16 protein-coding genes are annotated in these 16,496 nt (G+C 46.0%); 2 read left to right on the top strand and 14 right to left on the bottom strand.

Annotated features, from left to right (window positions below):
• Window positions 1-109: 109 nt before the first annotated feature.
• Window positions 110-1,216, bottom strand: a complete 1,107-nt coding sequence (locus tag JK628_RS08145) for a response regulator (RefSeq protein WP_202289014.1) — start codon at window positions 1,214-1,216, stop codon at window positions 110-112.
• 102 nt (window positions 1,217-1,318) lie between these two features.
• Entirely contained in the window at window positions 1,319-2,083 is a 765-nt protein-coding gene (locus JK628_RS08140; protein ID WP_202289013.1) for an MlaA family lipoprotein, read from the bottom strand.
• A 234-nt stretch (window positions 2,084-2,317) separates the two neighbouring features.
• Here JK628_RS08140 and JK628_RS08135 point away from each other — a divergent pair, with 234 nt between their 5' ends.
• Together JK628_RS08135 and JK628_RS08130 are read left to right on the top strand one after the other, a co-directional pair.
• On the top strand, window positions 2,318-3,934 hold the full coding sequence (locus JK628_RS08135) for a hypothetical protein (protein WP_202289012.1): 1,617 nt from the start codon (window positions 2,318-2,320) through the stop codon (window positions 3,932-3,934).
• A gap of 13 nt (window positions 3,935-3,947) precedes the next feature.
• A complete protein-coding gene (locus tag JK628_RS08130; RefSeq protein ID WP_202289011.1) occupies window positions 3,948-4,256 on the top strand; it encodes an EscU/YscU/HrcU family type III secretion system export apparatus switch protein in 309 nt (102 codons plus the stop codon).
• A gap of 689 nt (window positions 4,257-4,945) precedes the next feature.
• Here the strand turns inward: JK628_RS08130 and JK628_RS08125 are convergent.
• From JK628_RS08125 to flhF, 12 genes are all read right to left on the bottom strand, one after another.
• Window positions 4,946-5,350, bottom strand: a complete 405-nt coding sequence (locus tag JK628_RS08125; RefSeq protein WP_202289754.1) for a DUF2802 domain-containing protein — start codon at window positions 5,348-5,350, stop codon at window positions 4,946-4,948.
• A 280-nt stretch (window positions 5,351-5,630) separates the two neighbouring features.
• Window positions 5,631-6,122: a chemotaxis protein CheW gene (locus JK628_RS08120; protein WP_202289010.1), complete on the bottom strand. Its 492-nt coding sequence runs from the start codon at window positions 6,120-6,122 to the stop codon at window positions 5,631-5,633.
• Window positions 6,123-6,307: 185 nt separating this feature from the next.
• Window positions 6,308-7,207, bottom strand: a complete 900-nt coding sequence (locus tag JK628_RS08115; RefSeq protein ID WP_202289009.1) for a chemotaxis protein CheW — start codon at window positions 7,205-7,207, stop codon at window positions 6,308-6,310.
• Window positions 7,191-7,982 (bottom strand): ParA family protein, encoded by a 792-nt coding sequence (locus JK628_RS08110; protein WP_202289008.1) that lies wholly within the window; start codon window positions 7,980-7,982, stop codon window positions 7,191-7,193. The genes JK628_RS08115 and JK628_RS08110 overlap by 17 nt, the downstream gene beginning before the upstream one ends.
• 63 nt (window positions 7,983-8,045) lie before the next feature.
• A complete protein-coding gene (locus JK628_RS08105; protein WP_202289007.1) occupies window positions 8,046-8,870 on the bottom strand; it encodes a hypothetical protein in 825 nt (274 codons plus the stop codon).
• A complete protein-coding gene (locus JK628_RS08100) occupies window positions 8,863-10,011 on the bottom strand; it encodes a protein-glutamate methylesterase/protein-glutamine glutaminase (protein ID WP_202289006.1) in 1,149 nt (382 codons plus the stop codon). The genes JK628_RS08105 and JK628_RS08100 overlap by 8 nt, the downstream gene beginning before the upstream one ends.
• Before the next feature lie 95 nt (window positions 10,012-10,106).
• On the bottom strand, window positions 10,107-12,299 hold the full coding sequence (locus tag JK628_RS08095; protein ID WP_202289005.1) for a chemotaxis protein CheA: 2,193 nt from the start codon (window positions 12,297-12,299) through the stop codon (window positions 10,107-10,109).
• A 13-nt stretch (window positions 12,300-12,312) separates the two neighbouring features.
• Window positions 12,313-13,050, bottom strand: a complete 738-nt coding sequence (locus tag JK628_RS08090) for a protein phosphatase CheZ (protein ID WP_202289004.1) — start codon at window positions 13,048-13,050, stop codon at window positions 12,313-12,315.
• A 13-nt stretch (window positions 13,051-13,063) separates the two neighbouring features.
• Window positions 13,064-13,447, bottom strand: coding sequence for a chemotaxis response regulator CheY (gene cheY / locus JK628_RS08085; RefSeq protein WP_202289003.1), 384 nt, complete (start codon window positions 13,445-13,447; stop codon window positions 13,064-13,066).
• Window positions 13,448-13,488: 41 nt separating this feature from the next.
• A complete protein-coding gene (locus tag JK628_RS08080; RefSeq protein ID WP_202289002.1) occupies window positions 13,489-14,208 on the bottom strand; it encodes an RNA polymerase sigma factor FliA in 720 nt (239 codons plus the stop codon).
• Window positions 14,201-15,082, bottom strand: coding sequence for a MinD/ParA family protein (locus JK628_RS08075; protein WP_237524171.1), 882 nt, complete (start codon window positions 15,080-15,082; stop codon window positions 14,201-14,203). The genes JK628_RS08080 and JK628_RS08075 overlap by 8 nt, the downstream gene beginning before the upstream one ends.
• Before the next feature lie 4 nt (window positions 15,083-15,086).
• Entirely contained in the window at window positions 15,087-16,487 is a 1,401-nt protein-coding gene (gene flhF / locus JK628_RS08070; RefSeq protein WP_202289001.1) for a flagellar biosynthesis protein FlhF, read from the bottom strand.
• Window positions 16,488-16,496: the final 9 nt, after the last annotated feature.

Raw genomic sequence — 16,496 nt, 5'->3', positions numbered from 1 at the left:
GCCTTATGAACATAGGCTGTCATCTAATGGAGTTAAACTAGACCTCATGATTCGAGGTAAACATTAAGTTCTCCTCCTAGTGACTCGTACCTAGCACCTAAAACCTTTCCTAAGACGCTGACAGCTGTATATAACCTCCTGGTGGCATGCTTGTGTCGTGCACTAGGCCGTGGAATTGATTATTTAATAACTGCAGCTTATGCTCGCTCACATTGGTTAAAATACACAGCTGTTCGCCTGGCATCAACGTGCGAAACTGAATAGAGGGGTTCCCCCAATTCATCACGCCTAATTGCAAAGAATCAGCTAATGCGAGTGGAGTCAGCCCTTCACTATTTCTCAAGTAGCAACGAAATTCACTGCCGGCTTGGGCAATTGCGACGCGGTAGCTGCTCAAATCAATCACCACATAGGTCATATCTACAAAGATATCTAAGCCTGATTTTGTCATTCTATCATTCAGGTAGGTGAGCATATTGAAGGGCTCAGCAATGACTGTTGACAGACTATTACGGTAGCGCTTCAACTTATGATTAACAAAACTTTTCAACAACACACTGGCAAATGCGGCGCGATTATCATGGGGATAAAAATGCGCCATGTACATCATTATATGGGTGTCATCTAGCATTGCAGTATCGATAAAGTGCGCACTCACTTCATTGGTATTAAACAGGCTATAGTCAATTTCGGCTTTTACGTATTCAATGCGGCTTGGGGGGAATAGTTGCTGTTGCACGCTCTTTGCTGCTTGCTCACTTTGCTCCAATAATTCAAGGTTTTGGTTTAACTCTAGATAAGATAACGACTCCAGTTCATCTATCTGCAAAGAGGCTTCAAGCGAGCTGTTGATAGATTCAAGGACGGAGTTTTCGATAAGAAAAAGATCAGCGACGGGTTTAACAAGGTAATCACTCGCGCCGTGTCTGAGGGCTTCTATAACATCAGCCATCACCTGATTGCCTGAGATAATAATAGAGGGGGTGCCTGGGCTATATTTATTCATTGCCTTTAGCATCTCTAAGCCACCAAGTTTTGGCATACTTAAATCGGCAACAACGATATCAAACCTTTGTTTTTTAAACACATTCAAGCCGACCTCGCCATCGTCAGCTTCGATGACAATCGCGCCTCGGCTCTCTAAAAAAGCCGTCACGATTTTGCGGAAGACGGGATCGTCCTCCACGAACAGAATTGTTAACCCTTTTAGCGCCATTTGCTGTCCTTAACTTACAACAGCGTAAACTCACATCCTTGTTTTTTATGTTTCCGCTTTATATCGGCTTATTTTTCTATACGTTACCGACAATATAATTATTTACTCAAGTTCCTGCATATATTCATCAAGTAATTCGTCATCATCTTCACTTTGAGGAATATCTCCATCATACACCTTGTAATCGATATGCTGGAAATACGCGTCCTTGACGAAAGTATATGGATCGAGTGCATTGTCAACCAACCGCTCCTGATCGATTGCAGATGCCCTACTATGCAGGTTTTTAAGACCCCACTTTAGTACTGACTGCCAAAATGTCAGCTCAGATAAAGGAAAGTATAGATCATCAACCCAATCCGAAGCGAGCTCTCTTGTGACATAGGGACCTATAAAGGGCGCCATGAAATAGGGACCGTTAGGTACACCGTAATAACCAAGCACTTCGTTGAAGTCGTCTTGTTTACGAGTCATGCCCATCATTTCAGCTACATCAACCACGCCTAACAGGCCTAAAGTGGTATTTACCGTAAAACGACCACCCGCGTTTGCGGCCCAGCCCCACTTACCTTGCAGAGTATTATTGACAATACTGCTCGGCTCTTCGAGGTTGAGGACAAAATTATTAATGCCGTTTTTAACCGGCCGCGGCACGTAGTCGCTATAACCATGTGCTACGGGTCGATAAAAATATCGATCCATAAACAGATAATTTAGATCCCACATGGCCCGGTTAAACCCTTCGATGGGGTCGCGCGGATCATTGTAAGTGACTGTTACTTCGTTACCTTCCGTGGTGTTATCTTCTGCAGCTGTTGTAGAAAATCCAACTATCGCCAGAGAAAGCACAATCCATTTATACTTCATAATTGTCTCTTTAAAAAAGGCCAAATTTCTTACCGCAGCGGATCGGCTTAAGTCTTTTCAGGTTGCTGCCGATATAGTCATAAGAGCGGATAATTAAGCTACATCTAACGTAATTAACTATTAAAATTATGATACTACGGGTAAGACGCCATAGGATACTCAGTACAGCCGATAGGTCAAACATAATTTTGTGATAAAACATATCGATTTAATTGGTTAAAATAGGACCTACTTTTGGATAACTTTGTCAATACAGTATCAAACACTGCAAAAGGAGGTAAGCCAGCCCTAAATGTAGCGTTATCCTCAAGTTCTACTGCGCTTATTCCTGTCACAGCTACCATGAGTAAAAGTGCTACCCAGATCAAGTTTTCAGGACAAACATACTCAATAAAATTAGAAGCCCCATTCGCTGCACAGCAGTTTACTAAAGCGCACTCATTCCTCCTTAATATAGTGCAGCAAAATGCGCTTGCCACTAATGCGGCGCAGATGCAGCTGCTAACCTTAGGCCAATCGGTTTACTTTCCAATGCCTAAAGCGATGTTAGCACTGGCAAAGCGCAACAATATTTCAGAGCAAAAGCTATTAAATCTTGCTGGAAAGTCAGAAGGTTATTCGCTACCTATAGCCAAAAGCCACGGCACCGAACTGCAGTTCAAAAACGGCCCAACCATTAAGTTGCCAATGCTTGCTACACTGACCGATGGCGAGTACTCAGTAGCGATAAAAACCAAAGAGCAGCAACTATTACTTAAACTGTCGCCTATTCAAGCCCAAATCCCCATCAGCTTCGACGGCCAACTTGGTGATAGTAGCCTGAAGCAGAGCTCTGAGGATTTACAGCCCCCGAAAACACAAATAGACAAAGCGAAAACAAACGTCAACTATGAGTACAAGCAGCTATTTAGCCATCTTGAAAACATGTCTCTACCCGGCTCGATTAGCTCATCAGCGGTAGCTGCCAAAAGTACACTTGCATCAACAAGCACTGCTAGCCCAAAACAATCGGGGCAACAGAGCTTTTTGGCATCTGCGCTAGCCAAAGCGGGCGGCTTACCCAAAGCATCAATAAAGTACAGTTCGCCACTGACAAGCTTGGCAAGTGAACTGTTTAAGATATTGCCGCAACTCAATCCTGAGTCGATGTCTTCGCTCAGTGAGCCAAAAAGGTTACAACAAGCACTGTTAAGCCTAGTCACACTCAATATCGATCCTACAACATGGACCACTACAGCCAATAGCCATATCGACAGCTTGAGTTTGCTTTGCCAGCTGCTGTTAGGGCGTACGACAGAACGCCCAAGTTTGAGCCCTGAACTACAAAATAGCTTGGCACTACTACAGGCCAAACTTGGACTTTCACCACAACTGTTATCATTGCTTGAAGCGACTGGCACGCAGACATCGATGGCAAACTTACTGAATAACTTGAGCCTTTATCAGCAGCAATCAGGTACGCTTGAAGGCGTTAACCATTGGTACTTTGCACTGCCCTACTCCATCAATCATTATCAAGAACAGTTTGAAGGTCATTTTGAGCAGGTCGAGGAGCGATCAAAACGCAGCGACAAATGGAAACTTAGGCTTAAATTTAACCTGTCTAGCGGCCCACTGTTAATTACGGCCACCGCCCACGTCGCTGAATCGGCCGAAGATCCATTACGCTTATCGGTCAATTTTAGTAGTGACAGTGAGGCCCTGCTAAGCAAAGTTAGATTGCTCAGCCCCAGTCTGACCAGCAAAGTCGAGCAGTTAGGAATATCCATCAGCGAGGTCAGCACTCAACAGCAGACTGTCCCTGCCACCTTGCTGCCCGGTGAACATTACTTGGTTAAAGTAGAAGTCTAAAAAGGAATAGCTAATGAGTGACAATCAACAGCCGACCAAAGCCGTGGCGTTGAAATACGATAAAGGCGCTGCTCCCACAATATCCGCTAAGGGCGAAGATGCATTAGCGCAAGAGATGATAGCGTTGGCGGAGGCCGCGGGCGTGTATATTCATCAAGACGAACACCTCTGCGATTTTCTACAAAAATTGGAAGTCGGCGAAGCTATTCCCAAAGAGCTCTATCTGCTGATAGCCGAACTAATCGCCTTTGCTTATGTGCTTGACGGTAAATTTCCAGAGAAGTGGAACAACATGCATCAAAAAATTATGGAAGAGGTTTGATTTTTAGGTTCGAGCTATAGAGGTTCTAGGTACTAGGTACTAGGTACTAGGTACTAGGTACTAGGTACTAGGTACTAGGTACTAGGTACTAGGTACTAGGTACTAGCAAGGACGGTAACATCTTAGACGAACGGCCTGCGGCCTTACGGCACGCGACTTCGGCACTACGGAACGCTTCGCTTACGGTAAAAGCTAGAAAAGGGCAAAGCATAAAATCAACATCACAAGCCAAATGGTGTTTTCTGTTGAGTTCCTAGCAGGACGTAGTCCGTCCTAGTACCTAGGATCTTCTTAGCTTTAAGATAGGTTCTAGCAAAGACAGTAAAATCTTAGACGAACGGCCTACGGCCTTACAGCGCGCGACTTCGTCACTACGGAACGCTTCGCTTACGGTAAAAACTAGAAGAGATAAAAGCGACGGCATAAATGCCGACCTACTTTAAAAGAAGAATCTAGCTGTTAGCAAAGCATAAAATCAGCATCAAAAGCCGAATGGTGTTTTCTGTTGGTCTCCTAGCAGGACGTAGTCCATCCTAGCAGTGAGCTGGCGAACGTCCTAGTAGCTAGGATCTTCTTAGCTTGTTCGGCTTTTAACCTTCTCAGCCTGTACCGTCTCAGCTAATACCGGCTTTTAATCGGCTCTTGTTCGCCTTTACCCTGCTCTTTACAGTCTTAGCTCCAACCGTGTGTTAGCCCTTTCTATGCAAACGGATCAGTAGTTCAGCTTCGGCTTTTGGTAATTCACACTCTTGGATAAGCTCGTCGATGCCTGCGCCCAGATCGACCATTTTCATCGCACGGGAATACAATCTTGCTTGTGGATCTTGCTGATTAGCTTCGTCCCATTTCGCATCTTGCTGCTGTAGCTTCTTTTCCAGCTCTAGTACTCTGCGCCCGACACCAATAGTGCCACTTCTAAGCTCTTGGAGCTCTCGCTTAACCGCTTCTCTTTGCTTATCGCCCTCTTTAACCAATAAGGTCAACGCTTCCACTTTTGTGCGTATCTTTTCCGCTTGTTTTTGTAAAAACCAAACCAAGCCTATAAATGCAATTACAAACACCAGTGCAGCAGCAATAAGCACTTCATCAGTCATCATTAGTGTCTCTTTTAATAAAAGGGGTTAGGGCGAAGACGGAAATTCTCAGACGAACGCTCCGCTTACGGATAACGGAACGCTCGTAAACTCACTTACTGTAAAAGCGAAGAGGACCAGCGTACCACCTCAACTCGAACCATCTCAGCTTATTCGGCTCTAAACCTGCTCTTAACCGTCTCTGCCTATACCGTCCCAGCTTGTATCGTCTTAGTCCGTACCGTCTTAGCTTATTCAGCTCTAAACCGGCTCCTAACCTTCTCAGCTCGTACCTTCGCGACTAAATCTGCGTCAGCTCCATCCACTCTTCGTCTGACAGTAGCTTATCAAGATCAACTAAGATCAATAGCTCACCCTCGCGGTTGCTGACTCCTTGGATGAACTTAGCACTCTCTTCAGTACCCACGTTCGGTGCATTATCAATCTCTGAACGGCGTAGATAAACAACTTCAGCAACGCTATCGACCAAGATGCCAATCACTTGCTTTTCTGCTTCGATAATCACAATACGGGTAGAGTCGTTTACGTCTGCCGACGCTAGACCAAAACGTGAGCGAGTATCGATGACAGTAACCACATTACCACGTAGATTAATGATCCCGAGGACATAGTGCGGTGCACCAGGCACTGGAGCGATATCGGTATAACGCAGCACTTCTTGTACCTGCATTACATTGATGCCATAAGTTTCGTTATCTAACTTAAAAGTCACCCATTGTAATACCGCATCGTCATTACTGCCCGGTACGGCTACACTATTTGAACTTGTCATAATCGCCTCAATCAATAGTTCTATGACTATCTATTTAAAATTCACAATAAGCATATCTTTCTATGCGCTTCAAACCAATCAATTTAATATCGAAATAATACAAACCTAAGTCTTTTATCGGCTATTTGTACTATTTCTAAACTCGCATTTCAAAATAATACTAGTCCAATCGTTTTAGCGGCAAACTAGCCTTGGCTGCCAAGACCTGAATCGAGCATTGTGATTAATGCATAGACATTTAAGATGCCGCACATTTGCTCTTTTACCACGCCCGCTAGCCACGGTCTTTTTCCTGCCTGGCTGCGCCAATTAACTTGGGACTTATGAATTTTGACGGTGTTGACCAACGATTCACAAGTTAAGCCCCAACTGCTGTCTTGTAGCAGCACAATGTATTTATAGGACACTTTTTCCGCTAAGGATTGATCATATTTTTCAGGCATCACCCAAGCGCAAGTATCTACGACATTAAGTTGTGACTGTCGATGTTGCTGCACACCTAAATACCAGCTCGGCCGGCCCATCAAATGATTAATGCGTTCAAGATTGACAATGCCACCTAAACTCACTAAAGGTACCGCTAATGTCAGCCCAGCAACTTTAAAAAACAGTACTTGAAACTCATCGTCTAACTGCTCAATCAACTCTTTAGTCATACTTGCTGGTGTTGATGCAGCCTGCAGCGCAGCAACGTTAGCATCATCAATATTGATACTTTCTGCCACGGCATTGAGAGTCATCTCTTCTGGCAATACGCTCTTTTGAGATACTGCTGCTATCTGTTTCTCTGCAACCACAGTCACTGCTGGCTTGGGTTCTACAATCGGCTCAGGTATTACTTTTGGCGCCGACACCGGCGCTAATAGCTGAGCTAGCGCTAGCTGGCTAATGCGATCCTCAACCTCTGCAGTGGCAAACTCTTTCGCCTGCACGGCGATGCCACCATGCTGCTGGCGAGGTTCTACACTCAAAGTGCCGTGGTTTATAGCAGTTGACTCATCAGTTTCAACGCGCTGAGCTATGGGCGTATCATTAAGCAGCGAAGAGAAGTAATCACATACCGCGTCATCAACCAATTTTGACATGAGATAGATCCTTGGCGAGCAAATAATCAAGCAATCGCTCGTAAGCTTTTACGCCGCGACTGCGCGGTGCGAAATGTGAAGCGGGTAAATGGCTCAAGCTTGCATCTCTGAATTTGGTGTCTACGGGAATAACGTCCGACCACAAGCTGTCTTGGTAGTCTTGATTCAACTGCAACAATGCGGCATTGCTGGCACGGGTACGTTTATCAAACATGGTTGGCACTATAGAATAGCTATAACGGACTTTTTTCGATCTCCCCATAAGGATCATGGTTTTCACCATGCGATCTAAGCCTTTAATTGCTAGAAACTCGGTTTGTACTGGCACAATGATATGTTGGCTCGCGGCTAAGGCATTGACCATTAATACGCCCAATACCGGTGGGCAATCGATTAATGCCACATCATACTGCTCATCTAGCAGTGCCAGTGCCTTGGTTAAAATCAACCCCATCCCCTCTTGATGACCCAAACTTCGGTCTAGCGTCGCTAACGCCATCGTTGACGGTATTAGGTCGAGCCGAGGGACATTGGTTGGCACAATGTAATTGCCAATATTCTCTTTGCTTAAGTTTTTGTTCGCTAAGAACAGATCATATAGAGAGCTAGGTAGCTCTTCACTATCGATCCCCAAATAATACCCCAAAGAAGCATGTGGATCGGTATCAACCATCAACACCCGTTTACCTCGCTTGGTAAACGCGCCAGCTAAACTCGCGACCGTGGTTGTTTTACCAACACCGCCTTTCTGGTTTGCTATGGTCCAAATTTTCAAAATGATCCTTATGATGGGTTAGCCATCGCCTTAGGGGTACTTTAACTCGCGCTTAGCCGGCTGTTACTCTTCTAACGTTCGAGTTGTGATCCTGATCCCACCGTGGGGGAGACTTATCAGTTTCACTCCATCTTCAGAAACTGTAAGCATCTGCGCTTTTACCGGGATAGCAACTGCAGCTGCGTCCAGCACCACCGTTGCAGTTTCATTATTGACTTCATTTGCGGCGACGGAGAGCATCTGCGCTTTTACCGGGGTAGCAACTGCAGCTGCGTCCAGCACCGCTGATGTCGCCTCATTACTTTCTTCATTTGAGGCTGGCGCGGAGGGCTTGCTATTCATAGTGACAGCGGCATTGACGGGGGTTGCGCTCTCATTTAGTGCGTCGCCAGTCAGCTCTATTGTCGCTAAAGCTTTAGTTGCGGGAACCTTACTGACAGGCACGCTCGCGGCCGCCGTTTCAATACTGCTAGCAAGATCAGTAGCAACTTTTTGATTATCGCCCGCTTGTTCGCTGTTAGCATCGGCGGTGACTGTTTGCACTGCTTGCTTAACGATATCTTGCTCAACACTGCCATCACCGACCGGCATGGTAGTTATCTCGCCTTTACGGGCTCGCTCTGCAAAAGACTGTACAAATACCGGGTTCTCTGCCATCCAATTAGCCATAACTTCAGCTTGTTCATCAGGCACCATAAACAATATTTGGCTGCCTTTTAACTCGGCAACCTCTTCAACAAGCAGTTGATGCTTATACTTGAGCTCAAAATAGAGCGAGCCTAAGGTAAATGCAGCAATACTCAGCAAAAAAATCAGCAACAGTGACACAGTATTAACTGCACCTTTGATATCTGTTTTACCCGCAAGTTGCTGCATATGACTAGCCATGTAAGGTCTCTTTAAGAATTGACTCGGCCATTTGCTCAATGCCTATCGATTTACTCGAGATGCCAGCATTGGTTACAGCCTGAGGCATACCATAAACCACACAACTCGCTTCATCCTGTGCCCAAATATTGGCGCCTGCCGTTTTCAGCATCCGCGCACCTTCTCGGCCATCGGCACCCATGCCCGTTAATACCACTGCTAATACATCGCCGCCAAATACCTTAGAAGCTGAGGCAAAGGTAATATCGACGCTTGGCTTGTAATTCATCTCAGGTTTACCCGCTAGCACCTTAATTCGACCGAAACTACCACCACGTTCAAGCATCATCTGCATACCGCCAGGCGCTAAATAGGCACAACCTGCTCGCAGCTGATCGCCACTTTGCGCCTCTTTAACCTCTATCTTACATAAGCTATTGAGACGGGTTGCAAACGTCGGTGTAAATGCCGCTGGCATATGCTGAATTAGGATGATTGGGTGTGGATAGCTTGCTGGCAGTTGCGTTAGCACTTTCTGCAGTGCTACCGGTCCACCGGTTGAGGTGCCGATAAGCAAAGCTTTGTATCTCTTACCACTCGCACGCGCTACAACCGTTGAACGGCTGCAAGGCCGCTCTGCTAGCGCAGGCGCTTGCGATGACATAGTTGCAGCATTGCTTGAACGTGCAGACGCTGACGGCTGCGCTATGCTAGTGCGCGCTCTTGTTACAGCAGCTTGTGGCCGCACCGCGGGTCTGAATAAACGTCGACGCCCTAAGGTTTTGATCCTTTGCTGTAATAAGGCAATCGCATCATCTTTATTGGTAGCGATGTCTTCAAAACGTTTGGGGAGAAAATCGAGTGCTCCCGCTTCAAGTGCATCTAATGTCGCTTTTGCGCCGTCGTGAGTTAATGATGAAAACATCAAAATAGGCACCGGCCGACTGGCCATGATCTGCTTAACCGCAGTGATCCCATCCATGACGGGCATCTCAATATCCATCGTGATCACTTGCGGATTTAACTCAGCAGCAAGCTTAACGGCCTCAGCACCATTAACTGCGGTTGCCACTACTTCAAGCTCTGGATCTTGACTGACTATCTCGCTAACACGTCGTCGAAAAAAACTCGAATCATCGACAACTAGTACTTTAATACCCATTTAAATTCCTATAACGCATGGGGTTCCTGCTTTTGCCACTACGCAAAAAGGAATAAGTTGAAAGTACACTTTCTGCTTACTCCTTTATTGAAACGCTAGCTTTTATTGCGAGCGTAGTGCTTTAGTAGTCCTGGAACGTCCAAAATCAGCGCGATACCGCCGTCGGAGGTAATTGTTGCGCCCGCCATTCCCGGCGTACCATGTAACAGGGTGCCTAGTGGCTTAATAACCACCTCTTCCTGTCCTATTAATGAATCAACCACAAACCCTATTTGCATTGTTCCCAGCTGCACTATCACCACGTGTCCGTGTTGTTTGTCACTAGGACTTAACGTCGAGCGACTGCGTGTCAGCCAATGCTCCAAATAAAACAGTGGTACCGCTTTATCACGCACTATGACTGTTAGTTGGCCATCAACCACATTGGTTTTAGTCAGGTCTAGGTGAAATATTTCATTCACGCTAGACAGTGGCAAGGCAAATACTTGCTCGGCAACTTCAACCATGAGCGTTGGCATAATAGCTAAGGTTAGCGGTACTTTAATTTCTAGACGTGTCCCTTTGCCTTTATGCGAGTCGATGAAAATTGTGCCATTCAATTGGGCAATACGGGTTTTGACAACGTCCATGCCAACACCACGGCCTGATATGTCCGAGACCTCTACTTTGGTAGAGAAACCAGGGGCAAAAATCAGATTATAGGCTTCTTCATCACTCATTCTCGCAGCAGCATCTTCATCAAGTACACCGCGACTTATCGCAATATCCTTGAGTTTGCCAGGATCCATTCCCGCACCGTCATCCTCAATCTTCAGCAGGATATGGTCGCCTTCTTGACTGGCAGAGAGCGTGATAGTTCCAGAGCGGGTCTTGCCGCTTGCTTCACGTTCATCAGGCATTTCAATACCATGATCAACCGAGTTTCTGACCAAATGCACTAATGGATCGGCTAATGCCTCAACCAAATTCTTATCAAGGTCCGTGTCTTCACCCACCATAATAAGATCAATCTCTTTATTTAGGCTGCGTGCTAAATCTCTAACGACTCGCGGAAAACGGCCAAAGACTTTCTTAATCGGCTGCATGCGCGTTTTCATTACCGCGCCTTGCAGATCAGCGGTAACCAAATCCAAGTTTGCCAGTGCCTTTGACATCTCTTCGTCATCACGGGACACCCCAAGACTCAACAAACGATTACGTACCAGCACCAACTCACCGACCATGTTCATGATCTGGTCAAGCCTTGAGGTATCAACTCGAACCGTTGTTTCCGCCTGCGGCATATTATTAGCAGCCGCTTTAGGCTTTGACTTGGCTTGCACTGGGGCGACAGGTTTTAATTCTGGCTTGCTCTCAGGCTTTGCTGCTGGTGCAACAGGCGCTTGCTGAGATGTCGTGATGGCTTGTACAACAGCGGCTTCGCTGATATTGGCTGGTGTCGTTTCCGCTGCAGCCGATGCGCTTGGGCTACTGCCTGAACCATGGAGTTCATCGAGTAAACGCTCAAATTCATCATCCGTAATTTCATCGGAATCAACTATGTGCGCAGTTTCCTCGACAACGGCGGCTGGTGCTGGTGCTGAAAACTGACCGGAGCCATGCAATTCATCAAGTAACGATTCGAATTCATCGTCGGTAATATCGCTGGAACTGGCCGTCACTACATTCGTGCTATCAGCAGGAGCGCCTGGGCTATTACCATTGCCATGCAGAGCATCAAGCAAGGCTTCAAACTCAGCGTCGTTGATGTCGTCAATACTGCCACCGGCGGTTATGTCTACACTCGCAGGTTCAACCACTGCGACTTGCTCAACAACGGCTTCAATAGTCGTTATTTCCTCTATGACCGCATCACCTTGTAGACTCACTTGAGCATCAGTTATCTCTGAAGGTAACAATTGCCCTGCACTCAAGGTTTTAAGTTGCGATAACAAGTTCGCATCGGCTGCAGACTGGGGCTGGCCCGCCTGAGTTTCGGCAAACATAGAGTTGATGGCATCGACGGCTTGTAAGATGACATCCATGAGGTTGGCGCTGACTTGCCGCTTACCTGTACGTAACAGATCGAAGGTATTTTCGGCTTCATGGCAGACATCTACCATTGGAGTCAAACTGAGGAAACCCGCACCACCTTTTACAGTGTGGAACCCTCTAAAAATGGCATTGAGCAGTTCGCTATCGTCAGGGTTATTCTCTAACGTTACTAGTTGTTCTTGTAGAAGCTCGATAATCTCACCAGCTTCGATCAAAAAGTCCTGCAGTATCTCTTCATCAACATCAAAGGACATTCTCTTGACTCCCTTAAAAACCTAAACTCGAAAGCAGATCGTCAACTTCATCTTGACCCGTCACAACATCTTGACGTTTTTCTGCATTCATAATAGGACCTTCGGCTTCAACATCTAGCGACGGTGTGCTTGCTGCATTGGATGCAGGCTGCTCACCAAAGACGGTCAACATAGACACTAAACTTGTCTCCACTTCTCTGACGAGTTCAATCACTCGACGGATCATTTGGCCAGTTAAGTCTTGGAAGTCTTGTGCTAACAATATTTGATTAAGAAGTTCTTTAACTCGGTTTGCGTCCGATTCGCTTCTTTCTACAAATTGCTGAATGTCATGGCACAGTGCTTTAAATTCAGTTAAAGGCAGTTCACGACGCATGAGTTTATCCCATGCTGGCTTCACCGCTTGAATATTATCGCTTAGTGCGTTTGCTAAAGGTAAACACTCTTCAACCGCATCCATAGTCTTATTAGCCGCTTGCTCCGTCATATCAATAACGTAGGTCAAGCGCTCTTTTGCATCTGGAATTTCGGTATTGGCTAGCTCTACCAAGCGGTTATCCACTTGAAAATCAACTATTGCACTGTGAAGTTGCCGCGTTAAACGGCCCACTTCATCGAAGAGTTCTTTTTGAATCGGTGAAGCAATTTCTCTCACTAATTCATCGGCTTGCGCTTGCTCGCCATCGCGAAGTAACGCGACGAGGCTCTCAGCTTGCTCGAGAGTAATGAGCCCTGAAGTATATTGCTGCATTGCTCATCCCTGCTTAACCTAATCGCTCGAAAATTTTCTCTAACTTTTCTTTTAGCGTTGCTGCGGTAAACGGTTTGACTACATAACCATTAACGCCAGCTTGTGCGGCAGCAATAATCTGCTCACGTTTAGCTTCCGCCGTAACCATCAGCACAGGTAGATGCTTTAGATTATCATCGGCACGAATCGCCTTTAATAAATCAATACCTTGCATTCCAGGCATGTTCCAGTCGGTGACGACAAAATCAAATTCGCCCTTCTGTAACATAGGTAAGGCTGTCGAACCATCGTCTGCTTCTTGAGTGTTGTTGAATCCCAAGTCTCGCAACAAGTTCTTGATGATACGTCTCATTGTTGAAAAGTCATCAACAACAAGAATCTTCATATTCTTGTCCAAGGTTTCCTCCGCGGAACTTAATTTTTAGTGTTCGTTTATTGTTATGTTTGCGTCCAGTGCTTGAGTTTACCCTTGAGTCTTAGCATCGCCTGACTATGGATCTGGCTAACTCTAGACTCACTGACCTCAAGAATGGCCCCAATCTCTTTTAAATTTAGCGCTTCATCGTAATACAGTGACAATACCAGAGCATCACGCTCTGGTAATAGCTTTATTCCCGCCACTAATGCTGAATGAAATTCAACTTTAGCTAACGATTCATAAGCAACGTCGTCATGGTTATCGTCGTGATTAACCACATCAACAGCAACTCCAAGGTCTTCTATGCCAACGACTTTACCCACTGCCACATCATTTAAAATGCTGTAGTAGTCGTCGAGCGACATCTCTAGTCGTTCAGCAATCTCTGGATCACGTGCATCACGTCCAAGCTCTTGCCCAAGTTCGTCAATCACTTGTGCAACGCGGCGTTGATTACGGTGTACCGATCTGGGTACCCAATCGCCACGTCTTATCTCATCTAACATAGAGCCACGAATTCTGATCCCGGCAAAAGTTTCAAATTTCGCGCCTTTACTACCATCAAACTTCGATGACGCCTCTAACAGCCCCATCATACCCGCTTGCAGCAAATCATCTAGCTGCACTGACGCCGGTAAGCGCGCCAATAAGTGATGGGCAATTCTTTTAACTAGCGGTGCATACTGTTCAACGATAGAGGTCTTATTATCTAAACTAGTATACGCGGCCGCTTTATTCACCAGAGTTATCCTCTTGATAATCAGGACGTTGCACTAATCGTTCAACAAAGAACTCTAAGTGTCCACCTGGTTGAGAGGGGATAGGCCAGCTCAGTATTTTATTCGCTAGTCCATGGTAAGCAATGGCCGCTGGAGACTTAGGAAACATCTCTACAATCAACTTTTGCTTTCTGACAGACTTACGTAAATTCTCATCGAAAGGTACGGTAGCAACCAGCTCTAATGCAACATCAAGAAATCTATCCGTTACTTTACTCAGCTTGGCGAATAGCTCCATTCCTTCGCGTAAACTACGCACCATATTGGCGACAATCTTAAAACGGAACACGCCATGTTCACGGCTCAAAATTTTAATCAATGCGTAAGCATCGGTTATCGACGTAGGCTCATCACAAACCACAATTAATACATCTTGTGATGCCCGAGAAAAACTCAGCACCATATCCGAAATACCGGCTGCAGTATCCACGATCAAGATGTCAAACTGAGTTCTCATTTCACTAAATGCACGAATAAGACCTGCATGTTGTGCCTGAGTCAATTCGACCATCGATTGGGTTCCAGACGTCGCTGGAATGATCCCAATGCCCTTTGGTCCTCTTAAGATGACATCATCTAATTCGGCATCTCCAGACAAAACATGAGATAAATTTTTATCGGCGCGCAATCCTAGCATCACATCAACGTTCGCTAGGCCCAAATCTGCGTCCAAAACCAGTACCCGTTTGCCCTTTTCGGCTAACGCGACAGCAGTGTTAATAGACACGCTGGTTTTACCAACGCCACCCTTACCACCTGATACGGCGATAACTTTTACTTTTTCATTATTTGGCTGATTCATCATACGTAAACCGCTTGCTTGATCGGGAGTCATGTTTTCACTCAAATGCATAGGTCATCTCGTGTGACCGTTCACTATTCTGTAATGGTTCTAATTGTTCGTTATCTAACACGGCTAATGCTCGATTGGCTAAAGCTAACGTGTCAGCCACTTGCATATCTTCAGGAACGCGTTGTCCATCCGTCACATAACTCAAAGGTAACCCACTTTGAATCAATACACTTAGCGCTGGCGCCAATGACACTGATTCATCTAACTTCGTCAGTACCGCGCCTGAAAGCGGGATACGAGTAAACTGTTTTACGGCGTCTTCTAGTACTCGACGCTGACCTGTAGCAGACATTACCAGATAACTACGGATAGGTATTCTGCTATTTGCGGTTAAGTTATCAAGTTGCTGGAACAAACGTAGGTCTCGCTGCCCCATTCCCGCGGTATCAATCAAAACCAACTTACGATTCCTAAACTGATACAAGATCTGTTCTAACTCATTAAAATCATGAGCCTGCTTAACTGGACACCCCATTATTTTGCCATAAGTTGCCAATTGCTCAAAGGCTCCAATGCGATAATGGTCGGTTGTTATCAATGCGACTTGATCTGAGCCATGATGCGCAGCAAATCTGGCCGCTAATTTGGCAACTGTTGTGGTTTTTCCCACCCCTGTTGGACCAACAAAGGCGACCACACCACCTTGACGCACAATATCGTCACCTTGATTGTCGAGTAAATTGGCTAAACTGCGTGGCAAGGAAGCAACAAGCTCTGCCGGGTCATAATGCTCGCTCAAACTTGACAGTTTTTTGGCGATGGCTGGTGAAAATTCAGCCTCAAGCAGTTTACTTTCTAACATTGCTCCAACGGGGTCGATACGTTTCTTTTGCTCAGACATTAAGGTGCTGACTTGATGAGTCAATAAACTACGAATGGACGCCAGTTCCTCTTTCATCGCGTCCATTTCAGCGCTGTTATTTTGCTTTTGTGGGCTAAAACTATCTGGCGCTCTATTAGGCGTAAATTCAGCTTTAGCCGCTTGCTTGGTTTGTGGAACCTGTGCTTGCAATCCTTTTGCCCATTCAGGCATATCGAGCTCGTCACTGCGCGTTGCCGGTGTGTGCTGGCTGAGGCGGCTTTGTTGGCGCTCAAGTAGTGCTTGTAGTGAATCAGGCGCCGGCGTTGCTTTAGCGCGAGTTTCTGTCTTCACATTGGCACGTGAGCCTAGGGTGACTTTTTCATCGCTAAGGTCAGTAAAGGCTGCTGGTGACGGCGCTGCGGCTGGGATCTGTGGTTTTGGGTCGTCATAATCCACTGCCGCAACAATTTCAATTCCGCCAGTCACTTTCTTATTCGACATGATCACAGCGTCTGAGCCCAAAGTTTCTTTAACTTGGGCTAAGGCCGAGCGCATATCTTTTGCTAAAAATCTCTTAATCTTCAATTATTCGCC

Origin of the sequence: Shewanella sp. KX20019 (genome assembly GCF_016757755.1) — a bacterium.
Classification (GTDB): domain Bacteria; phylum Pseudomonadota; class Gammaproteobacteria; order Enterobacterales; family Shewanellaceae; genus Shewanella.
Note: the sequence above shows the minus strand (reverse complement) of the source record. Positions and strands in the feature narration are given on the sequence as shown.